Origin of the sequence: Pseudonocardia xinjiangensis (assembly GCF_012911925.1) — a bacterium.
Taxonomy (GTDB): domain Bacteria; phylum Actinomycetota; class Actinomycetes; order Mycobacteriales; family Pseudonocardiaceae; genus Pseudonocardia; species Pseudonocardia xinjiangensis.
This window is the reverse complement of record NZ_JAAXKY010000006.1, coordinates 57,190-77,309: the sequence shown is the minus strand read 5'-3', so window position 1 is coordinate 77,309 and position 20,120 is coordinate 57,190. Positions and strand designations below refer to the sequence as shown.

Here is a 20,120-nt window from a genome sequence, read left to right as displayed (position 1 = left end):
ATCCGGGCCGATCGCACCCCGAAGCGACGTGATCGTCCGATGCCGGGGGCCCCGCCTCAGCACGAGGCTTCCGGTCATGTTCATCAACCTCGCCCACGCCACCTCCGACGTCGAACACCACCGCTCCGCCCTGCTCGCCGACGCCGAGCACTACCGGCTCGTCAAGCAGGCGAAGGCCGCGCGCCGGCAGCATGCGGCAGGGCGGGCCGTCGACCCGCCCCGGCCGCCGGCGCCGGAGGCCGGACCGCCTGATCGCGGGCAGCAGAATCGTGCACACGGCAATGACGACGCGAATCGTCGGTACTCCATGTCACGATGACCGGCGTGGCGCGGCTGGGGGTCGGAATCGGGCTGGTGGGGCGCCGGCACGAGGTCTCGGCTCTCGCCGCTGCGCTCGACCGTGCCGTCGAGGGCCGCCCCACCGGCGTGCTGTTGTCGGGGGACGCCGGTGTGGGCAAGTCCCGGCTGGTGGCGGAGACGGTCGAGCGGGCCGAGGCAGCCGGCTTCGTGGTGCTGCTCGGCCGCTGCACCGACGCTGCCGAGGCGTCGCTGCCGTACCTGCCCTTCACCGAGGTGGCCGGCTCGCTGGCCGCCCTGCGTCCCGCGCTCGTCGCCGAGCACCCGGCCCTGCGCCACCTCCTGCCCGGCGGCTTCCCGCGCGGGGCGCAGTCCGGCGAGGATCGCGACCTGGGCCAGCTACGGGTGTTCGACGCCGTGCTGTCCGTGCTCGACGAGCTCACCACCACCGCCCCTGCGCTGCTCGTGGTGGAGGACCTCCACTGGGCCGACCGTTCGAGCCGCGACCTGCTGGTCTTCCTGCTGTCCCGGCTCACGAGGCAGCGGCTCGTCGTGTTGTCCACCTACCGGGCCGACGACCTGCACCGGCGCCACCCGCTGCGCCCGGTGCTGTCGGAGCTGGTGCGGCTGCCCGCGGTGGAGCGGGTCGAGCTCGCCCCTCTCGGTCCGCAGGAGGCGCTCGAGCTGGTGCGGCTGCTCGCCGACGGGAGCCTGCCCGAGCCGTTGCTGCGCAATGCCGCACGCCGGAGCGAGGGCAACGCGTTCTTCGCCGAGGAACTGGTGTCGGCATCCTCCGACGGGATACCGCACGGGCTCGCCGAGGTGCTGCTGGCGCGCATCGAGGGCCTCACCCCCGCCACCCAGCGCATGCTGCGCATCGCGTCCGTCGCCGGGCGGCGCGTCACCCACCAGCGGCTGGCCGCGGTGTCGGGGCTCGCAGTCGACGAGCTGGAGCAGGCACTGCGCGAGGCGGTCGCCCACCACGTGCTGGTGGCCGACACCCAGGCGGGCGGCATCAGCACCGACGACGCGTACGTCTTCCGCCACGCGCTGCTGCGCGAGGCGATCTACAACGAGCTGCTGCCCGGCGAGCGCAGCAGGCTGCACTCGGCCTACGCCACCCTGCTCGCCGACCGGAGCGCCCCGGGGCGCACGGCCGAGCCGGACCGCGCCGCCGAGCTCGCCCACCACGCCATGGCGGGCCACGATCTGCCGCTGGCGCTCGCGGCGTCCGTGCAGGCCGCCCACGAGGCCAACGACCGCGAGGCTCCCGCAGAGGTGCTGCTGCACGCGGAGCGCGCGATGGAACTGTGGCCCGCGGTGCCCGACGCCGAGGCGGTGGCCCGGATCGACGAGGGCACCCTCACCCGGTGGGCCGCGTGGGGCGCGAGCGCCACGGGCGACCCGGACCGCGGCATCGCGCTCGGACGCCGCGCGCTCGAGCTCGCCGAGCAGCGCGGCGACCCGATGCTCACCTCCGCGATCGCCCGGCGCTACGCCTGGCGCCTGCTGGATCTGAGCGGCCGGGAGCAGGAGGCGCGCGAGGTGGCGCGGCGCGCCCTCGATCTCGTGGTCGACCTGCCCCCGTCCGCCACCCTGGCCTGGGCCCATGCGGTACTGGCCAGGGTGCTGGGCAGGGTCGACCACTTCGACGAGGCCCGGAAGCAGGCGGAGGCCGCGCTGGATGTGGCGAGAGGGCTGCCCGACCACGACGCCATGGCGCCCGGCGCCACCGCCGACGCGCTGGTCACGCTCGCGGTGTGCGAGGAGTACGGCGGCCGCGCGGAGCGGGCCCGTCGGCTGCTCGCCGAGGCCAAACCGCTCGCGCGCCGCTCCGCCAGTCTCGGGGTGGAGCTGCGGGCCTACTACGCGCTGGGCATCTCGCTGCTCGACGACGGCCGGCTGGCCGAGGCGGTCGAGGAGTTCGCCGCGGGGGAGGAGCGGGCCGCCGCCACCGGCACCACCTGGGGCGGCTACGGCCTCGAGCTGCGGGTGGCCCACGTCATCGCCCGCTTCCAGCGGGGCGACTGGGACGCCGCCGAGGAGGCGGCCGAGCTCGCAGGCGAGTCGGTGTCGGCCACGGTCGCGAGCAGGCTGACCGCCGCCGGGCTGCTCACCACGGTGGCCCGCGGCCGCTTCGAGGCCGCAGGCAGGCGGCTCGCGGAGCTGCGCGACTCCTCCCCCGCCGACGACCAGGTGATCATGCTGGTCGGCCAGGCGGGGGCCGAGGCCGCGCTCTGGCAGGGTCGGCCCGCCGAGGCCGCGGAGCGCGTCACGGAGGCCCTCACCGGCCTGCGGTGCAGTCCCTCCGCAGGGCACGGTCCCCACCTCGGCGGCATCATGCTGGCCGCGCTCGGCGTGTCGGCGCAGGCCGACCTCGCCGCCGCCGGCCAGGCACCCGTGGCGGAGGCCACCGCCGCCGGCCGCGCGCTGCTCGCCACCGCCGAGCACACGGCGGCCACCGGCCTGCCTCGCGCCGGCACGCTGGGCCCCGAGGGCGCGGCATGGCTCTGCCGGGCCCGGGCCGAGCTCACCAGGATCGTCGGCCCGGCCGACCCCTCGGCGTGGAGCGGCCTCGTCGACGCGTTCGCCTTCGAGACCGGCGAGCCCGGCGGCACCGGCAGCCCCGGCTACCGGCAGGCGTACGCACTGCTGCGGCGCGCCGAGGCCCGGCTCGGCACGGGTGCCCCGCACGGGGAGGTGGAGCCCGACCTGCGCGCCGCTCTCCGCACCGCCGAACGACTCGCCGCCCGACCGCTGGCCTCGGCCGTCCGCAAGCTGGCCGCCCGCGCCGGCGTCCGCCTCGAGGCCGAGCCCGCACGACCTGAGCCGCGCGGCGCCGGTCCGTTCACCCCGCGGGAGCGGTCCGTACTCGCGCTGGTCGCGGCCGGCCACACCAACCGTCAGATCGGGGCCGCCCTGTTCATCAGCGAGAAGACGGTGAGCGTCCACCTGTCCCGGGTGATGGCGAAGCTCGGTGCGAGCAGCCGCACCGAGGCGGTCAGCGTGGCGTACGCGCGGGGTCTGCTGGCACCCGCGGACCGGGAGATGGCGCGGGCAGACCCTTGAGGCCACCCGGGTGATCTCTAGGGTGGGGGTGATCGGGCTCACCCCCACTGCTAGGAGGCTCAGAGTTGGCACCCACGAGCACCGCCGCGGGAAGCACCTGGACCGGCCGGCCGAACCTGTCCGACATCCCCGGCTTCTGGACCCTCCCGATCGCTGAGCGAGCAGCGGCCTTCGCCGCGTTGCGGGAGCGCGAGCCGATCTCGTTCTACGAGGAACCCCAGGTGAGCATCCTCCCGAGGGGAGCCGGCTACTGGGCCGTCACGAAGCTGGACGACCTCGTCACGGCCAGCCGCAACCCGGCCGTCTTCACCTCGTCGAAGGGCTCGACGTCCATCGCGGACTTCCCAGCCGAGTTCATCGAGTTCTTCGGTTCGATGATCGGGATGGACGACCCCCGGCACGCGCGCCTGCGGCGGATCGTCTCCCGCGGGTTCACCCCGAAGCGGCTCGGTGCCCTCACCGACGACGTGGAGCGCACGGCGCGGGCCATCGTCGACGACGTGATCGACGCAGGCGAGTGCGACGCCGTCTCCGCGATCTCGGCCCGGCTGCCGCTGAAGATCGTCTGCGACATGATGGGCGTGCCGGAGAGCCAGTACGAGTTCATCTACACGAGGTCGAACATCATTCTGGGTGCCGGGGACCCCGAGTACGTCTCCGACGCCGACAACATCGTCATGGCGGTCCTGCAGGCCGGCGGTGAGCTGGCCGAACTGATGCGCGACCTGGGCAGGCTCCGCACCGCGAACCCCACCGACGACCTCACGTCCCTGCTCGTCAACGCCGAGATCGACGGCGAGCGACTCACCCCCGACGAGCTCGCGTCCTTCTTCATCCTGCTGGTCGTGGCGGGCAACGAGACCACCCGCAACGCCATCAGCTGGGGCCTGCACCTGCTCACCGAGCACCCCGACCAGCGCGCCGCGTGGCTCGCCGACATCGACGGCGTCACCCCCACCGCGGTGGAGGAGATCGTGCGCTGGGCGTCCCCGGTGATCTTCATGCGGCGCACGGTGGCGTCCGACACGGTGCTCGGCGGCCAGGCGATGAGCGAGGGTGACAAGGTGGTGCTCTTCTACTGGGCGGCCAACCGCGACCCCGCGCACTTCACCGATCCGGACGTGTTCGACGTCCGGCGCTCGCCCAGCCCGCACGTCGGGTTCGGTGGCCCGGGCCCGCACTTCTGCCTCGGCGCCCACCTGGCACGCCGGGAGATGTCGGTGATGTTCCGGGAGCTGCTCACCCGCGTCCCCGACATCCACGTCACCGCACCGCCGGACCGGCTCCAGTCGATGTTCATCAACGGCATCAAGCGCATGCCCGTGGCGTTCACGCCCGGCGGCGCCCGATGACGGGAGCCGGCCCCGTCCCCGACACGCTCGACTACCCGGAGGTGCCGGTCGGCGCGGTGCTCGCCGGCTCCGCCCGGCGGTTCGGCGGGCGCACCGCCGTGCACTTCGCCGGGCGTGAGCTGTCGTTCGCCCAGATCCACGAGCGGGCCTGCGCCTTCGCCAACGCCCTGCGCGGCGCCGGGGTGGGGCGCGGCGACGTGGTGGCCCTCCATCTCCCCAACTGCCCGCAGTACCCCATCGCCTACTACGGCGTCCTCCTGGCCGGCGCCACGTTCTCCCCCACCAACCCCCTGCTCCCACCGGCCGACCTCGCGGCCCAGCTGGCCGACTGCGGCGCCGTCGCCGCGGTCACCTGGCTGCCTGCCGCGCCGGCGCTGGCGGCGGTGCAGCAGCACACGAACATCCGGTTGGTGCTGGTCACCGACCGGGAGCAGGCGCTCGACCCGGCGCACCGGGTGTCCCTCGACGCTTTCCCGGGAGCGCAGGACTTCGAGGCCTTCCACGCCGACGCCCCCACCGACGATCCGGCCGTCGAGATCGACGTGTATCGCGACCTGGCGCATCTGGCCTACACCGGGGGCACCACGGGCCGGTCCAAGGGGGTGCAGCTCCCGCACCGCAACGTGGTGGTCAACTCGCTGCAGTTCGCATGCCGGGGCAACGGCTCCGTACCCGCGCTCGACGAGTTCGGCGGTGTCGTGCTCGACCAGCGAGCGCCGGTCGAGGAGTACCCCGTGCGCCTGGGCACCGGCACCGCCATCAACCTCACGCCCTGGTTCCACGCCATGGGCACGATCGGCGGCCTCAACGTCCCGATGCTGAGCGGAAGCACCACCGTGCTGCACGAGCGGTTCGACCCCGGCGCCTACCTCGCCGACGCCGAGCGGTTCCGCGTCACGGGCATGGGCGGGGCGCCGCCGCTGTTCGGCGCGCTGCTGCGCCATCCCGACCTCGCCACCCGCGACCTGTCCTCCGTCCGCGGCATCTCGTCCGGCGCGGCCCCGCTGCCGGTGGAGATGATCCAGGCGCTGCAGCGCCGGTTCGGCGACGACGTCGTCATCGTCGAGGGCTACGGGCTCACCGAGGTGACGATGGGCGCCACTCTCGGACCCTCGTGGCGCTCCGGCGTCCGCAAGGTCGGCACCGTGGGCACGCCGGTGCCCGACACCGAGGTCCGCATCGTCGATCCCGCGGGCGAGGACCTCACACCGCTCCCGACCGGGGAGGCCGGGGAGGTGTGCATCCGCGGCCCACAGGTGATGGTCGGCTACAAGGACCGGCCGGAGGAGAACGCCGCCACGCTGGTGGACGGCTGGCTGCGCACCGGGGACGTCGGCGTGCTCGACGAGGACGGCTATCTGTCCATCGTCGACCGCAAGAAGGACATGCTGCTCTACAAGGGCTACAACGTGTACCCGCGCGAGCTGGAGGAGCTGCTGTTCACGCGTGCGGGAGTCGTGGGCGCCGCGGTGGTCGGGCGACCGGATCCGCAGGTCGGCGAGCTCCCGGTGGCCTTCGTCGTCGCCCCCGGGTTCGGCGATGCCGAGGCCACGGCGCTGATGGAGGCGGTCAACACGCAGGTGTTGCCCTACAAGCGGCTCCGCGAGGTGCACCTGGTGGACGAGATCCCGGTGTCGGCCGCGGGCAAGGTGCTCAAGCGGGAGCTGCGGGAGCGGCTGGCCTGAGGCGCGCCGGCACCCGTACGGGTGACCCCACGTTAACGCCACGCCTCCTAGCAGCGATGTTCCGGGCGTACGGACACCCGGCACGCGCGCACCGGACCGGACACCCGACCGTCACCCGTCGCATCCGCGGCTGGGCGGTCGTCACCCGTCCCTGCTCACGAAGCCGGTGGTCGCCATGCCCGCTGCCGCTGCATCCCCCGCTGACGGGGCCGACGTGCGGCCGCCGCGCTCCTGCCCGGCCGAGACCGTGGGCAGGCACCGGCGCCGGGCCACCCCGCGCACCTACCTCGCGGTGGTCGCGGACGTGGTCGGCCTCGTCGGCACGCTCGTGACGGTGACGGCTCTGATGGTGGTGGCAGCGACGGCGGGTGCGATGGCCGACGGCATGCCTGCCTCCGGGGGCGCGACCGTCACCGTCACCTACGACAGGAACGGCCGCTGAACCCGGTGCGGTGTCAGGCCGCCTCGGCCTGGCCGATCGGGGACTGCAGAACGTGGTCGACGAGGCGCATCACGAGCTGCCCGCCGCCGAGCCGGTAGCCGAACTCCTCCCACGTGAGCAGCTCACGGGAGAGCAGCTCTCCGACGGGACCCGGGTACAGCCGGGTGGCGCGGAACGCAGCGGCCCGCAGCCGCATCTTGTCGTGGTGATCCATGGGGACGGGGATCATGAGGACTCTCCTCCGGGGGGTGCTGTCCGGTCCGGCGCGCTCTCAGCGCTGAGTCGCCACCCGTTGAGCTGTCCATGGTGAACCTCCCCGGTCAAACGTACCCGAAGAGTGACCGACATCTCATCCACGCGAACGCCGGGTGACCGTCCGGTGTCGGTGGCCTGGCCGACCGCGCAGCGCGGTGTTCCGCAACGGTCCGCCGCACCCGTAGCGTGATCGGCATGACAGCGACCGACTCCGCCGTCCGTACCCGCGACGTGCTCTGGTCCGACGTCGAGGACATCTACGCCGCCATCCTCGCCCACCCGTTCATCGCCGGGCTGACCGATGGCACGCTGCCTCGTGACTCGTTCCGGCACTACATCGTGCAGGACGCGCACTACCTGCGCGGCTACGCCAAGGCTCTCGCGGTGTGCGCCGCGAAGGCGCCCGACGAGGACGCCACGGTGATGTTCGCCGCCCATTCGGCAGGCGCCATCGCCGCCGAGCGGGACCTGCACGCCGCCCTGATGGGCGAGATGGGGAGCTCCCCCGAGCAGGCGATGCAGGAGCCGATCGCCCCCACGACGCAGGCCTACGTCAGCTACATGCTCGCGTCGGCGCTGGGCGGGTCGTTCGCCGACGCCGTCGGCGCTGTGCTGCCCTGTTACTGGATCTATGCGCGGGTCGGCGAGGAGCTGCTGACCCGCAGCTCGCCCGATCCGCTCTACGCCCGCTGGATCGCGATGTACGGCAGCGACGACTTCCAGGCGGTGGTCGACTCGGTGCTCGCGCTCACCGACCGCATCGGGGCGGGGATGTCCGAGGGCGAGCGCACGGTGATGCGCAGGCACTTCCGCACCACGTCACGCTACGAGTGGATGTTCTGGGACGCCGCCTACCGCCTCGAGACCTGGCCGGTCTGACCGTCAGCGGTGGTCGAGCCGGTCGGGGATCACGAAATGCAGGATGAACCCGACCACCGCCACCACGATCGCGCCGACGAACGCGGGGCCGAACCCGTCCACGCTGAACGGCAGGCCGATCCCCACGGCGATGTAGCCGACCAGCAGGAAGAGCAGCGCGTTCACCACCAGCCCGATGAGGCCGAGGGTCAGCACGTAGAACGGGCAGCCCACCACCTTGATGATCGGCTTCAGCACGGCGTTGACCACGCCGAAGATCAGGGCGACGACGACGAGGGTGCCGACCCGGCTGCCGGTGGTGCCCGCCGTGTCGTCGATGCCGGGCACGACGATGGTGGCCACCCACAGGCTGACCGCCACCACGGCCACCCGGATCGCGAGCGCGAGCGCGTTGGACACCGGGATCAGTCCAGCAGCGCCTGGTTGACCAGCGCGCGGAGCTGGGAGCGGATGGGGTAGGCGCTCGAGGGCATGAACTGGGTGAGGAACAGCGCCGTCACCTCGGCGGCGGGGGCGACCCAGAACGCGGTGCTGGCCAGGCCGCCCCACCCGTACTCGCCCTCCTGCGCCATCGCCTTGCCGGCTGCGGCGTCGACGACCACGGAGACACCGAGGCCGAAGCCGACACCGCGGAACGGCGACTCCGAGAACATGGGCCGCCCGACCTGGTCGAGGTCGGCTCCGCCGGGGAGGTGGTTCCGTGTCATGTAGGCGACGGTGCGCGGTGCGAGCAGCCGGACGCCGTCGAGCTCGCCGCCCCGCGCGAGCATCTGGCTGAAGCGGTGGTAGTCGGCCGCCGTGGAGACGAGCCCCCCACCTCCGGAGAGGTACGTGGGCGGCCGGGTGGCGCCCTCACCCATGGCGGATCGGGCCAGCGCGCCGTCGTGGCCGCGCACGTACAGGGTGGCGAGCCGGTCGATGTCGTCCGAGGTGACCGAGAAGGCCGTGTCCTCCATGCCGAGCGGGCCGAGGATGTGCTCGGTGAAGAAGGCGTCGAGCGACTGCCCGGAAGCCACCTCGACGACGCGGCCGAGCACGTCGGTGGCCACCGAGTAGTTCCACTCCGCGCCGGGCTGGAACAGCAGCGGCAGCCCCGCGAAGACCTCGCAGGCTCCGGCGAGGTCCATCCCCCGCGGCGCCCCGAACTCCATGCCCTTCGCCCGGTACATCTCGTCGACGGCGTGCGCGTGGTGGAAGCCGTAGGTGAGCCCTGCGGTGTGGGTGAGCAGGTGCCAGATGCGGACCGGCTCGGTGGCGGGCACGGTGCCCGGGTTGGCCGCCGAGCCGCTGACGTAGACGCGGGAGTCGGCGAAGGCCGGGATGTAGCGCGACACGGGGTCGGTGAGCTCGAGCGCACCGCGCTCCAGGAGCATCAGCGCGGCCACTGACGTGATGGGCTTGGTCATCGAGTAGATGCGCCAGATCGTGTCGTCGGCGACCGGGCGTCGCGTCTCCAGATCGGCCAGCCCGTAGTGGCTCAGGTGCGCCACCTTGCCGCGCCGGGCGAGGGCGATCGTCCAGCCCGCGAGCCGGCCGTCGTCGACGTAGCGTTTGAAATGCGCGTCGATGCGCGACAGCCGCGCTCCGTCGATTCCGACCTCGTCCGGCTCCGCGTCAACCTTCAGCTGCGCCACGATCCGACCCTACATCCGCAAGATCTCCCGGCGCCGCCCCTCTCTTCCGAGGGATGCCGACCCACCCGACAGGTCACACTTGTCCCCTGCGGCGGCGACGGCACGGGAGTATCGGGGCGTGGCCACCCGATTCGAGCCGGTCCTCGACGCCTCGCCCGCGCTGCGCGGCGACGAGGAGGTGCTCCGTGCGCTGCTGCGCCGGCGGGCCGCAGGCAGCCGGGCCGACGGCAACCGGATCGCGCTCGTGGTCAGCGGTGGCGGCATGCGGGGTGCCTATGCCGGGGGGATGGCCCACGCACTCGACGACGCCGGGCTCGCGCCCTGGTTCGACGTGGTCTACGGCAGCTCGGCGGGTGCCTACATCGGCGCGGCCCTGCTGCTCGGCGACGGCCGCGGCTCGGCGCACATCTTCTTCGAGGACATGGCGTGTCGCGCCTTCATCGACCCGCGCCGGTTCGGGGTACGCCGGCCGGTCGTGTCGCTGGACCACCTGATCGACCACGTCCTCGTCCACTCCAAGCCGATGGCGTGGGACCGGCTGGGCTCGTCCGCGATGCCGCTGCGGGTGGTCGCCACCGCAGCCGACGACCTGCAGCCGCACGTCCTCGAACCCGCCACGCCCGAGGAGTGGAAGCGGGCGCTGCGGGCGACCGCGTCGATCCCGCTGCTGGCCGGCCCACCGGTGGAGCTGCACGGGCGCCGGTGGATCGACGGGTCGGTCGCCGAGCCGCTGCCGGTGCTGCGTGCCCTGCGCGACGGCGCCACCCACGTGCTGGCGCTGCTCAACCGCACCGTTCCGGAGCTGCGCCGGGCCGACCCGGGCGCGGGGCCCGCCCGGTGGGCACGCGCGCTGGACCGGCTGGCCCCCGGGCTGGGGATGATCGCGCAGGAGAGCAACCGGCACGGCCCGGCGCTCGCCGTCCTCGACGACGCGGCCCATCCCTCCCGCGCAGGCGCGCATCTGCTGGCTCTGGTGCCGGAGCAGGACCTCGGTGTCCGCGGGCTCACCATCGACGTCGCCCGGGTGGAGCGCGCCGCGCAGGCCGGGTACCGGACGGTCGTCTCGGCCCTGCGCCGGGTAGAGCCCGATGTGATCCTCTGACCGCCTTGACCTGATCCGCAGGCGCCGGGAGTGTGACCGCGTGGACGCTGATGTCATCGTGGTCGGGGCGGGTCTCGCGGGTCTCGTCGCAACAGCCGAGCTCGCCGATGCGGGCCGGCGGGTGCTGCTGCTGGACCAGGAGCCCGACACGGGGCTCGGCGGCCAGGCGTTCTGGTCCTTCGGCGGACTGTTCCTCGTCGACTCCCCCGAGCAACGCCGGATGGGCATCCGCGACTCCTTCGATCTCGCGATGCAGGACTGGCTGGGCAGCGCCACGTTCGACCGCGGGGTCGACGACCCACAGGGCGAGGACTTCTGGGCCCGGCAGTGGGCCACCGCCTATCTCGACTTCGCGAACGGCGAGAAGCGCGCATGGCTGCACGAGCAGGGGGTGCGCTGGTTCCCGATCGTGGGCTGGGCCGAGCGGGGCGGCTACCTGGCCGACGGCCACGGCAACTCCGTTCCGCGCTTCCACATCACCTGGGGCACCGGGCCGGGGCTCGTCGCCCCGTTCGAGCGCCGGGTGCGCGACGCCGTGGCGAAGGGGCTCGTCGAGCTGCGCTTCCGGCACCGGGTGGACGGCCTGACGGTCACCGACGGGGCCGTCGACGGCGTGCGGGGCGCCGTGCTCGAGCCGAGCACCGCGGCGCGCGGCACGGCGAGCTCCCGCACCGAGGCCGGCGAGTTCGAGCTGCACGCCCAGGCCGTGATCGTCACCTCCGGCGGGATCGGCGCCGATCACGATCTGGTGCGTGCCAATTGGCCGTCCCGCCTGGGCCCGGTGCCGCGCCGCATGATCTCCGGCGTCCCCGAGCACGTCGACGGCCGGATGCTGGCGATCACCGAGCGGGCCGGTGGGCGGCTGGTCAACCGCGACCGCATGTGGCACTACACCGAGGGCGTCCACAACTGGGACCCGATCTGGGGCCTGCACGGGATCCGGATCCTCGCCGGGCCCTCGTCTCTCTGGTTCGACGCGCGCGGCAGGCGTTTCCCCGCGCCGAACTTCCCCAGCTTCGACACCCTCGGCACGCTCGAGGCGATCGCCCGGACCGGGTTCGACCACTCGTGGCTGGTACTCACGCGCAAGATCATCGAGAAGGAGTTCGCGCTCTCGGGCTCGGAGCAGAATCCCGACCTCACCGGCAAGGACGTCCGGGCCACCCTCGGCCGGATCCGGCCGGGAGCGCCGGCACCGGTGCAGGCGTTCATGGACAAGGGCGTGGACTTCGTCGTCGCCGACACGCTCGCCGAGCTCGTCACGGGCATGAACAAGCTCGTCGCGAACACCGGCGGAGCGGACGGGCCCGAACCGCTGATCGAGCTCGCCGAGCTGCAGCGCCAGATCGTCGCCCGGGACCGGGAGATCGACAACCCCTTCACCAAGGACCTGCAGCTCGCTGCCATCCACGCCGCGCGGCGCTACCGCGGCGACCGGCTGGTCCGCATCGCGCCGCCGCACAAGATCCTCGACCCGGCGAACGGCCCGCTGATCGCCGTACGGCTCAGCATCCTCACCCGCAAGACGCTGGGTGGCCTGCAGACCGACCTGTCGAGCCGGGTGCTGGGCGCCGACGCCACCCCCGTACCCGGCCTCTACGCGGCCGGCGAGGTCGCCGGGTTCGGCGGGGGCGGGATGCACGGCTACCGGTCGCTGGAGGGCACGTTCCTCGGCGGGTGCCTGTTCTCGGGCAGGCAGGCCGGCCGGGCGGCGGCGCTGTCCACAGCGTGACCCTGGCACGGCGAGCGGGCCCAGCAGTCGTCAACGGACGTGGCAAGCAGGCGGGCATCGTCCGTGCCGCTCGGCGCTCCCGACCGACCCCTGCCCGTGATCGTCCCGACCGGCGTAGCGCTCTACGGTGCTTCGCCGACGTCCAGTTGTGGCGTCACAGACGACAGGGGCAGGCATGCGTGAACGCGGGTCCCGGACGACCGCTCGACCCGGCCGCACCGCTCCACTCGCCGCGGTGGGGCTCGGCGCGGGCGACGGGCTGCTCCTGATCGCGCTCGCCGCGGTGGTGGCAGCCGGCGGCGGCCGCGGTGGTGCGGTGGACACCACCGCGGCCGCCGTGGCCGTCCTCGGTGGACTGACCCTGCTCTGGGGCGCGGTCACCCTGTTCAGGAGGATGCCGATCGGCCGGGTGCTGCTGTCCACCGCCGCCGGCACCGTCGCCGCCGGCGTGGTGGTTCTGCTGACCGTGGCACCCGCACCGGACGGCCGCCTCGTCGACGTCGTGACCGGCGCGCTGCTCGTCGGGCTGCAGGCGGCGATCGTCGCCTGTGCACTGAGCCGCTCCACGCTCCTGTGGCTCGTCGGCGCACCGGACTCCCGCCGGAACCGGTAGGCCGGCGCTACGACCGGCCTACCGGATCGGGAACGGTTCGGTGGGCGCGCTCAGACGGCCGCAGAACCGACGAGGCTGGCATAGACCACGATGTTGTCCTCGTAGCTGTGGGCCTCGCGGTCGAAGTCACCGCCACAGGTGATCAGCCGGAGCCCGGCATGATCGATGTTCCCGTAGACGGCTTCCGTCGGGAACTGATGCTTCGGGTACTCGGCCACCCGGTCCACGCGGAACAGCGCGGTGGTCCCGTCCTGCCGGGCCACCGCCACCTGGTCACCGGGCTTGAGCTCCGTCAGCTTCGAGAACACACCGTCCTTGCCTGCCCAGTTGACGTGCCCGGCGATGACGGCCGGACCCAGCTCGCCCGGACTCGGCGCTCCCGTGTACCAACCCGCCGGGTAGGCACCAGGTGGCACCTCCATCGTGCCGTCGGCCTGCAGGCCGAGATCCATGAGCTCGGAGGTGACCCCGAGGCTCGGGATCTGGATCTTCACCGGCTCCGAACGGGGCAGGGGCGCCGCCAACGGCCCCCCGGAAGGAGCAGGTGCCCGTTCCCCCGGCGCGGGAGCGGTCACCACGGGACGATCGGCGCCGGTCTCCATTCCGCACGCGACCAGCCCGAGACTGAACACGGCGCACAGCGCCGCCACCCCCGTCAGGACCCGAGTGAGGACCCGACGGGGGTGGCGGCGGACGAGGCGGTGACGCATCAGGCCTCGTGACGTCCTGCGCGCTGCCGCTGCGTGCGGCGCGCGGTCAGCGCGGCGGCTCCGCCCATGCCGGCCAGAGCGAGGGCACCGATCGCGTAAGCGGCGGGAGTGGTGCTTCCGTCGCCAGTCTCGACGCCACCCGAAGGCACGTTCGGGACCTGCGCGCCGCCGTTGCCGCCGCCACCGTTGCCGTTGTCGCCGTTGCCGTTCCCGTTGTCGTCGTCGCCGTTGTCGTCGTCGCCGTTGTCGTCGTCGCCGTTGTCGTCGTCGCCGTTGTCGTCGTCGCCGTTGTCGTCGTCGCCGTCGCCGTTGTCGTCCTTGCCGTTGTCGTCCTTGTTGTGGTCCTTGGACTCGTCGAAGTCCTCGGTCTTGTCGTGGTCCTTGGACTTGTCGAAGTCCTCGGTCTTGTCGTGGTCCTTGGACTTGTCGAAGTCCTCGGTCTTGTCGAACTTCTTGTCCTTGTCGAAGTCCTCGGCCTCGCCGAACTTCTTGTCGTCCTTGTGGGACTCGGCGTTGACCTGGTCGTGGTGCTTGTCCTTGTCCTTGTCGTCCCAGCCGCGGTGGTCCTCGGCGTGACGGTCGCCGCCGTGGCGGTCGTCGCGGTCCCGGTCGTCGCCACCGATCGCCGGGATGGTGATGGCCGGGATGACGATCGGTCCGACGACGATCTCCGGGCTGAGCTCGGTGACGGCCGCCGCCCTGTGAGCCTGCGGCGGTCCCGCAACGGGGCCGCCCCCGCCCGGACCCTGGGCCGGAGCCGGGGACGCGCCCGCGACCCCCACCAGTGCCACCATCGCGGTGGCGGTTCCCACTGCAAGCGCCACACCCATCCAGGGTCGCAGCACTCTCGTGCGAGCGGAACTGTTAGCCGATGCCACGAGTTTTCTCCCTATCGGTGACGCCCGGACGGGCACCCGAAAAGGATCGGACCGCGCCGGGAACTGAGTTGGCTCCTCAGCGAGTTATAACGAACACCGCTCCGAACAGAAACGCCACAGGCCGGTGGTTACCGTTCTTTCACCCGCCCGTCCACAAAAACCCGTTCGGGGGAGAAAAGCTCGCAAGGAGGATCACCCGCCGTAGTCATCGGCGGCCAGGTGTGCGATTCATGGTCGCTCGACAGAGCCCGGCACTACCGGCCGGCGCCGTCGCGACCACACGCCGCGACGACGACGGGGCTGCAGCACGAGGGTTGGACGCGCAACGAGCGTCGCCAAGCGGTCCCGAGGGAGCGCTGCGGGCCGGGACGACACGGGAGACGGCACGCCGGCTGCAAGGACAGTTGATCGCCGCGGGACGCCCTGGCGGGCGGCGAGACCGGCGACCGGGACCTCGTCGGCGCGAACCCGGGCCGTGACGGCGTCAGGCCGTCGGCTCCTCGTTCGTGCCCGCCGCACCGTCCCGGCGGAACCGCAGACACCGGCGCTGCGGGGACCGGCACAGCGAGCACTCGCTGCCGACCCGGAGATGTTCATGAGCATCTCGGCCGTGGCCGCACGCGCAGGAGCCGCCACCCGGGGGCAGGCCGTCGGGCGCACCACTCGGCGGGTGCGCCAACTGCCGGGCCTGTTCGAGAATGTGGTCGGGCGCGTCCACCGGCGGCAGCGCGACCATTCCAACGATCGAGATCATCTGTTGCTCCTGAAGTCGGCGGGCAGACCGCCGCTTCGCCGGCACCCTCGTCACGAGGCATGTCGCAGATCTCCGCTCGCGCATTGCGACAATGTCCGGTCCCATTCGGGTGGACCCGCGATCCGAGAAGATCGAATACGCGGAAGCCCGGTGTCCGGCGGCCCGGATACGGGGAGCCGGTTCGCGACCGCCGGACGGTCAGCCCGGGAGCAGCGCCTCGACGCGTGCCAGCGTCTCGCGGACGTTCGCCTCGGTGACCGCGTGCGCCCCCGCCACGCTGAGCCAGCGCAGCGGAGCGTGCTCCTTCTCCGGGCGGACCGCGTCGGGTTCCGCGGTGGCCAGCACGAACCGCAGATCGGCGTGTTCGTGGGCGGGTTCGTCGCCCTTGGCGGCCACCGGAACGACCACCACGTGGACGAGGGCCCTGTCCGGCCACGGCAGCAGGTCGGTCAGCCCGCTCTCCTCACGCCCCTCGCGCAGCGCGACCTCCACCGGGTCGGTCTCCCCCGGGTCACCGTGGCCACCGACCTGCAACCAGGCCTGCTGCCGCTGGTGCCAACGCAACAGAACCCGGCCGCTCTCGGGATGCACGATCAGAGCCGACGCCGTGACGTGCAGCGGAGTCGAACGGAGCCACGGATCTTCCGCGCTCTCCACCAGTTCCAGGACCCGGGCCACGTCGGCGGCCTCGGAGGGACTGCGGGGCCGGAATCCGCTCAGCACGTCGAGGCACGCCGTGGACACCGCGCCAGCCTAACGAACACCCGTCCCGTCCCGCGCGCGCCGAGCCGGTACCGACAATTCGCCGCACATCACGCGTAGGATCACCCCATCAGCGATCAGAGGAATACGATGACGACTGCCCCCGGCGCGATGGCCGACGTCCGCGACATGTATCTGACACACGTCTTGCTTCGCCGGGAGTTCAGCCAGGCGCCGACGTTGGTCCGCGGTGTCCCGGAAGGCGATGTGAAGCGGGCCGAGGTGATCAGCCGGCACATCACCGTCATCAGCACCCTTCTTCATGCGCACCACGGGGGCGAGGACGCACTACTGTGGCCGAAACTGCTGGAACGGGGACCGGCCGAAATCGCGTCCGTCGTGCACATGATGGAGGGTCACCACGAATCCATCGAGCAGGCGAACGGAGAGATCGCCGCGGCGCTCACCGGCTGGCGTCGTGATGCGTCGTTCTCACACCGTGAGGCATTGGCCGCGGTCCTCGATCGACTGATCTCGGTGCTCGTCGAGCACACGGCGCTGGAGGAGCAGCACATCCTGCCATTGGCGGAGAAGTACGTCACGGCCGCGGAGTGGCAGGAACTCGGCGCCCACGCCATGGGTGAAGTCCCGAAGAAGCACCTGCCGCTGGCCTTCGGAATGGCGATGTACGAAGGCGACCCGGAGGTCGTGCAGGCCGTTCTCGCCCAAGGCCCGCTCATCGCGCGGCTGCTGATGCCGGTCATCGGGCCGCGGGCGTACGCGGCGCACGCCAGGCGCCTGCACGGCACGGCAACCCCCACCCGCTCGGCGGTGTGAGGTGGCGGACCCGGTGCAGGTACCACGGAAGGGTGCAGGCATCACGGAAGGTCGGGGAGCGCCTCGGTGCCGTACTTGGCGAGGATCGAGAGCACCCGCTCGTCGATGCGCTCCGGGCCCCACGGCTGCACCATGACGCCCGCCTCGGGCTCGTCGCCGCCTTCGATGAAGGTGCTCTCCGTGCCACCGGGAGTGTAGAAGAACAACATCCGCGCCGGATACAGCCCGACGTTCGTGAACCGGTGCCGAATCTTCCGCGGAACGAAGACGAGATCTCCGGCGTAGGCCATGAAGGTCTTGTCGCCGTCGAGGAACTCCAGTTCCCCTGACAACAGGAAGAATGTCTCGTCCTGGTCGGCGTGGGTGTGCGGTACCGGACCACTGCCGACGGGCACCGATGCGTCGACGACACCCAGCGCCCCGTTCGTATCCTGCGCTCTCAGCTTCGTCGTGTACACATCACCCGAGAACCACTTCGTGATGCCCGCGCCGGACGGCACGTACACGGCGCCTCGCGTCGTGTAGCGCGGATCATCTCCGGCGGTGGGCAACGAAATACTCACTACTGCTCCTCGAGAATCGGATCACACCATGCTCGGGCCGTGCGGGGTTTTCCCTTACCGGCAGTCTTCGCATTGATCATTCATGGTCACACCTTCGACCACGTTCGACGGTGCGCCGCCAGTGGTCGACACCGATGACCGGAGTCCGGCGGCGTTTCTCGAATTCCGGCGCGGGCGGCCGGGTGGTGGAGAATGGCCGGCAGGACATCGGCACCGGTGGCCTCATCAGCACCCAGGAGGCGCCAGTGGCCGGATCCGGATCGCGGCTGTGGACCGAACTCGCGCGAAACGACGTCCACGGACCGCTGCCGATCCTTCTCCTGGTGCTGACCACGGCGACAGGGCTGGTCGACGCCGTCAGCATCCTCGCGCTCGGCAGGGTCTTCGTCGCCAACATGACCGGGAACGTGGTGTTCGTGGGATTCGCGCTGGCAGGCGCGCCCGGGTTCTCGCTGGTCGCGTCCCTGGCCGCCCTGGCGGGGTTCCTCGTCGGCGCGTTCGCCGGCGGCCCTCTCGTCGAGCGCTGGAGCGGACAGCGAGGCAAGCTCCTGCGCAACGCCACGGCGATCGAGCTCGGGCTGGTGGTGGTCGGTCTCGCGTGCGCCGTCCTGCTGGCATCCACTCCCGGAGTCATGGCGGCAGCGGTCGTGGCCGCCTTCCTGGCGGTCGCCATGGGACTGCAGAACGCGGCAGTCCGTCGGCTCGCCGTGCCGGACCTGACCACCACGGTCCTCACCATGACGTTGACGGGCATCGCAGCGGACGGCCGCAAGGGCGGGTACCCGACGGTCGCGCGACGGGTGCTGGCCGTGCTGACGATGCTCGTCGGAGCGCTGGTCGGTGCGCTGCTGGTGCTGCATGTAGGCCTCGGATGGGCGCTCGGGTTCGCTGCGGTACTACTGGCGATCGTGGCCCTGGTCGCCACACTGCGCAGCCGCCGTGCCGAAGGGTGGCACGTTCGCGGCGCGGGGTAGCCCATCGCTCGCCGGACCGGAAACCCGACGACCGCGGCGCGCGGTGCTGTCAGGATCGCGCCGTGCATCGTCGTGACCTACTGCGTTGGCAGTTCGACCTGGTGTGGTCGCTGCTGGACTACCACCTGCAGCGGCTGACGGCGGCGGACTTCCGGTGGGAACCCGCCGCCACCTGCTGGACGCTGAGACTCGACGCCGGCGGCTCGTGGGTGCCGGACTGGGAGGACCACGAGCCCGACCCGATCCCCGTGCCCACGATCGGCTGGATCATCTGGCACGTCGGCTGGTGGTGGAGCGTGACGATCGACCACACCCGGGGACGCCCGCCCCGGCGCCGCACCGAGATCGCCTGGCCCGGTGACGGCGAGGCAGTCGAGTGGCTGCACGGCCTTCGCGCCGAGTGGTCCGCCGCCATGGAGGCGCTGACCGATGCTGACCTCGACCGGATCGCGCCGTTCCCGTGGCAGAACGACCCTCAACGCACCGTCGCGCACATGGCCGCCTGGGTGAACGCCGAGCTGATGAAGAACGCCGCCGAGATCGGGCAGCTGCGCCTGGTGCGGGCCGCTCAGGCCTGACGGGCGGAGTACGCCGGACGGGCCGATGTGTACGGTCGTACATGTACACCTGTACATGAGGAGTTCACCGTGCCGTACGTGTTCCTGCTCGCCGCCATCGCCGCCGAGGTGCTCGGGACGAGCCTGCTGAAGGCCACCGAGGGGTTCACCCGGCTCTGGCCCAGCGTCGCGTGCCTGGCCGCCTACGGGGTCTCCCTCGTTTTCCTGACCCAGGTCGTCAAGACGGTGCCCGTCGGCGTCACGTACGCCATGTGGTCCGGCCTGGGCACGGCCGCGATCGTCGCCATCGGCGTCGCGTTCCTCGGCGAGTCCCTGAGCGTGGTGAAGGTGCTCGGACTGGTGCTCGTCGTCGCCGGCGTGGTGGTGCTCAACCTCGGCGGGGCACATTGACCGACCGGCGGGTTCCCCGGCGCCGGGACCCGGAAGGACGGCGCCGGGCGATCGTCTCCGCCACGGTGGAGGTCATGGCCGAGCACGGCCTGTCGAGGGTCTCGCACCGGTTGGTCGCCGACCGTGCCGACGTGCCCCTCGGGTCGACGACGTACTACTTCCCCGCGTTGTCGGACCTGGTGTCGGCCGCCGTCGAGCAACTGGCCCGGTCCTACGCCACCGAGATTCAGGAATGGGGACGGCGCCTCGCCGCCGGCGAGCACCCGCGGACGGCGCTCGTCCAGCTCGCCGCCGACTACCTGGCCGATCGCGCACGAGCGATCGTCGAGATCGAGCTCTACGTGGCGGCGGCCCGGGAGCCCGCGCTGCGCCCGCCCGCGGAGATGTGGATCGCTCAGCTCCAGGAGATCCTGGAACCGGTCACCGGCCCGGTCCGGGCACGGGCGGTCAGCATGCTCCTCGACGGCGCGATGCTCCGCGCCGTGGTGAGCGGTGCGGAGCTCGACGTCGAGGCGCTCGACCATGCGCTGCGGTCCGTGCTGGAGCCGGCGTAGCGCGGCACCGCACCAGAAAAGGAACTCCCGAATCGGCAGATGTCCACATCGTGTCGATGAATCCGTTATCGGTGTGAGCTGTCACCAGATCTTCGCGCGATCGGCCCCCGCGCGGCACGA

The 20,120-nt window shown here is 72.0% G+C and carries 22 protein-coding genes; 14 read left to right on the top strand and 8 right to left on the bottom strand.

Annotation, left to right across the window (positions count from 1 at the left end):
• Nucleotides 1-76 precede the first annotated feature (76 nt).
• The 5 genes from HF577_RS03950 to HF577_RS03930 all read left to right on the top strand — a co-directional run bounded on the left by HF577_RS03950 (nucleotide 77) and on the right by HF577_RS03930 (nucleotide 6,845).
• Nucleotides 77-319 (top strand): hypothetical protein, encoded by a 243-nt coding sequence (locus HF577_RS03950; RefSeq protein ID WP_169394333.1) that lies wholly within the window; start codon nucleotides 77-79, stop codon nucleotides 317-319.
• Complete coding sequence (locus HF577_RS03945; RefSeq protein WP_169394332.1) at nucleotides 316-3,366, top strand: helix-turn-helix transcriptional regulator; 3,051 nt, start codon at nucleotides 316-318, stop codon at nucleotides 3,364-3,366. The genes HF577_RS03950 and HF577_RS03945 overlap by 4 nt, the downstream gene beginning before the upstream one ends.
• A 65-nt stretch (nucleotides 3,367-3,431) precedes the next feature.
• Entirely contained in the window at nucleotides 3,432-4,718 is a 1,287-nt protein-coding gene (locus HF577_RS03940) for a cytochrome P450 (protein WP_169394331.1), read from the top strand.
• On the top strand, nucleotides 4,715-6,403 hold the full coding sequence (locus HF577_RS03935; protein WP_169394330.1) for a class I adenylate-forming enzyme family protein: 1,689 nt from the start codon (nucleotides 4,715-4,717) through the stop codon (nucleotides 6,401-6,403). Before HF577_RS03940 ends, HF577_RS03935 begins: the two co-directional genes overlap by 4 nt.
• A 175-nt stretch (nucleotides 6,404-6,578) precedes the next feature.
• Nucleotides 6,579-6,845 (top strand): hypothetical protein, encoded by a 267-nt coding sequence (locus tag HF577_RS03930; RefSeq protein ID WP_169394329.1) that lies wholly within the window; start codon nucleotides 6,579-6,581, stop codon nucleotides 6,843-6,845.
• A 13-nt stretch (nucleotides 6,846-6,858) separates the two neighbouring features.
• Here HF577_RS03930 and HF577_RS03925 read toward each other — a convergent pair whose 3' ends face one another.
• On the bottom strand, nucleotides 6,859-7,074 hold the full coding sequence (locus HF577_RS03925) for a hypothetical protein (RefSeq protein ID WP_246265703.1): 216 nt from the start codon (nucleotides 7,072-7,074) through the stop codon (nucleotides 6,859-6,861).
• A 221-nt stretch (nucleotides 7,075-7,295) separates the two neighbouring features.
• Here HF577_RS03925 and tenA point away from each other — a divergent pair, with 221 nt between their 5' ends.
• Nucleotides 7,296-7,979: a thiaminase II gene (gene tenA, locus HF577_RS03920; RefSeq protein ID WP_169394328.1), complete on the top strand. Its 684-nt coding sequence runs from the start codon at nucleotides 7,296-7,298 to the stop codon at nucleotides 7,977-7,979.
• Nucleotides 7,980-7,982: 3 nt separating this feature from the next.
• Here the strand turns inward: tenA and HF577_RS03915 are convergent, their stop codons facing one another.
• Together HF577_RS03915 and HF577_RS03910 are read right to left on the bottom strand one after the other, a co-directional pair.
• Nucleotides 7,983-8,378: a phage holin family protein gene (locus HF577_RS03915; protein ID WP_169394327.1), complete on the bottom strand. Its 396-nt coding sequence runs from the start codon at nucleotides 8,376-8,378 to the stop codon at nucleotides 7,983-7,985.
• A gap of 5 nt (nucleotides 8,379-8,383) precedes the next feature.
• On the bottom strand, nucleotides 8,384-9,613 hold the full coding sequence (locus HF577_RS03910; protein WP_312858931.1) for a serine hydrolase domain-containing protein: 1,230 nt from the start codon (nucleotides 9,611-9,613) through the stop codon (nucleotides 8,384-8,386).
• 118 nt (nucleotides 9,614-9,731) lie between these two features.
• On the opposite strand from HF577_RS03910, the gene HF577_RS03905 reads away from it, so the two are divergent.
• The 3 genes from HF577_RS03905 to HF577_RS03895 all read left to right on the top strand — a co-directional run bounded on the left by HF577_RS03905 (nucleotide 9,732) and on the right by HF577_RS03895 (nucleotide 13,060).
• Nucleotides 9,732-10,715, top strand: a complete 984-nt coding sequence (locus HF577_RS03905) for a patatin-like phospholipase family protein (protein ID WP_312858930.1) — start codon at nucleotides 9,732-9,734, stop codon at nucleotides 10,713-10,715.
• A 40-nt stretch (nucleotides 10,716-10,755) separates the two neighbouring features.
• On the top strand, nucleotides 10,756-12,447 hold the full coding sequence (locus HF577_RS03900; protein WP_169394325.1) for an FAD-binding dehydrogenase: 1,692 nt from the start codon (nucleotides 10,756-10,758) through the stop codon (nucleotides 12,445-12,447).
• 175 nt (nucleotides 12,448-12,622) lie between these two features.
• Complete coding sequence (locus HF577_RS03895) at nucleotides 12,623-13,060, top strand: hypothetical protein (protein WP_169394324.1); 438 nt, start codon at nucleotides 12,623-12,625, stop codon at nucleotides 13,058-13,060.
• 50 nt (nucleotides 13,061-13,110) lie between these two features.
• Here the strand turns inward: HF577_RS03895 and HF577_RS03890 are convergent, their stop codons facing one another.
• The 4 genes from HF577_RS03890 to HF577_RS03875 all read right to left on the bottom strand — a co-directional run bounded on the left by HF577_RS03890 (nucleotide 13,111) and on the right by HF577_RS03875 (nucleotide 16,146).
• A complete protein-coding gene (locus HF577_RS03890; RefSeq protein ID WP_312858929.1) occupies nucleotides 13,111-13,635 on the bottom strand; it encodes a class F sortase in 525 nt (174 codons plus the stop codon).
• 134 nt (nucleotides 13,636-13,769) lie between these two features.
• On the bottom strand, nucleotides 13,770-14,594 hold the full coding sequence (locus tag HF577_RS03885; RefSeq protein ID WP_169394322.1) for a hypothetical protein: 825 nt from the start codon (nucleotides 14,592-14,594) through the stop codon (nucleotides 13,770-13,772).
• A gap of 538 nt (nucleotides 14,595-15,132) precedes the next feature.
• A complete protein-coding gene (locus HF577_RS03880; protein ID WP_169394321.1) occupies nucleotides 15,133-15,402 on the bottom strand; it encodes a hypothetical protein in 270 nt (89 codons plus the stop codon).
• 198 nt (nucleotides 15,403-15,600) lie between these two features.
• Complete coding sequence (locus tag HF577_RS03875) at nucleotides 15,601-16,146, bottom strand: NUDIX hydrolase (RefSeq protein ID WP_169394320.1); 546 nt, start codon at nucleotides 16,144-16,146, stop codon at nucleotides 15,601-15,603.
• Between the two features lie 129 nt (nucleotides 16,147-16,275).
• Between HF577_RS03875 and HF577_RS03870 the strand changes: the two genes are divergently transcribed.
• Nucleotides 16,276-16,941, top strand: a complete 666-nt coding sequence (locus tag HF577_RS03870; RefSeq protein WP_169394319.1) for a hemerythrin domain-containing protein — start codon at nucleotides 16,276-16,278, stop codon at nucleotides 16,939-16,941.
• 41 nt (nucleotides 16,942-16,982) lie between these two features.
• Here the strand turns inward: HF577_RS03870 and HF577_RS03865 are convergent, their stop codons facing one another.
• Nucleotides 16,983-17,504 (bottom strand): cupin domain-containing protein, encoded by a 522-nt coding sequence (locus HF577_RS03865; protein WP_211173752.1) that lies wholly within the window; start codon nucleotides 17,502-17,504, stop codon nucleotides 16,983-16,985.
• 245 nt (nucleotides 17,505-17,749) lie between these two features.
• Between HF577_RS03865 and HF577_RS03860 the strand changes: the two genes are divergently transcribed.
• The 4 genes from HF577_RS03860 (at nucleotide 17,750) to HF577_RS03845 (ending at nucleotide 20,000) form a co-directional block, all read left to right on the top strand.
• Entirely contained in the window at nucleotides 17,750-18,478 is a 729-nt protein-coding gene (locus tag HF577_RS03860) for a YoaK family protein (protein WP_312858928.1), read from the top strand.
• A gap of 62 nt (nucleotides 18,479-18,540) precedes the next feature.
• Nucleotides 18,541-19,056 carry a DinB family protein gene (locus HF577_RS03855; protein ID WP_312858927.1) on the top strand — a complete coding sequence of 172 codons (516 nt, stop codon included), beginning with the start codon at nucleotides 18,541-18,543 and terminating at the stop codon, nucleotides 19,054-19,056.
• 69 nt (nucleotides 19,057-19,125) lie between these two features.
• A complete protein-coding gene (locus tag HF577_RS03850; RefSeq protein WP_169394316.1) occupies nucleotides 19,126-19,446 on the top strand; it encodes a DMT family transporter in 321 nt (106 codons plus the stop codon).
• Nucleotides 19,443-20,000 carry a TetR/AcrR family transcriptional regulator gene (locus tag HF577_RS03845; protein WP_281359649.1) on the top strand — a complete coding sequence of 186 codons (558 nt, stop codon included), beginning with the start codon at nucleotides 19,443-19,445 and terminating at the stop codon, nucleotides 19,998-20,000. Before HF577_RS03850 ends, HF577_RS03845 begins: the two co-directional genes overlap by 4 nt.
• The last annotated feature ends 120 nt before the right edge of the window (nucleotides 20,001-20,120 follow it).

Coding starts and splice junctions, on each gene's coding strand:
- tenA (WP_169394328.1), top strand. CDS start 7,296: ATGACAGCGACCGACTCCGCCGTCCGTACCCGCGACGTGCTCTGGTCC.
- HF577_RS03895 (WP_169394324.1), top strand. CDS start 12,623: ATGCGTGAACGCGGGTCCCGGACGACCGCTCGACCCGGCCGCACCGCT.
- HF577_RS03925 (WP_246265703.1), bottom strand. CDS start 7,074: ATGATCCCCGTCCCCATGGATCACCACGACAAGATGCGGCTGCGGGCC.
- HF577_RS03945 (WP_169394332.1), top strand. CDS start 316: ATGACCGGCGTGGCGCGGCTGGGGGTCGGAATCGGGCTGGTGGGGCGC.
- HF577_RS03870 (WP_169394319.1), top strand. CDS start 16,276: ATGGCCGACGTCCGCGACATGTATCTGACACACGTCTTGCTTCGCCGG.
- HF577_RS03880 (WP_169394321.1), bottom strand. CDS start 15,402: ATGATCTCGATCGTTGGAATGGTCGCGCTGCCGCCGGTGGACGCGCCC.
- HF577_RS03930 (WP_169394329.1), top strand. CDS start 6,579: ATGCCCGCTGCCGCTGCATCCCCCGCTGACGGGGCCGACGTGCGGCCG.
- HF577_RS03950 (WP_169394333.1), top strand. CDS start 77: ATGTTCATCAACCTCGCCCACGCCACCTCCGACGTCGAACACCACCGC.
- HF577_RS03935 (WP_169394330.1), top strand. CDS start 4,715: ATGACGGGAGCCGGCCCCGTCCCCGACACGCTCGACTACCCGGAGGTG.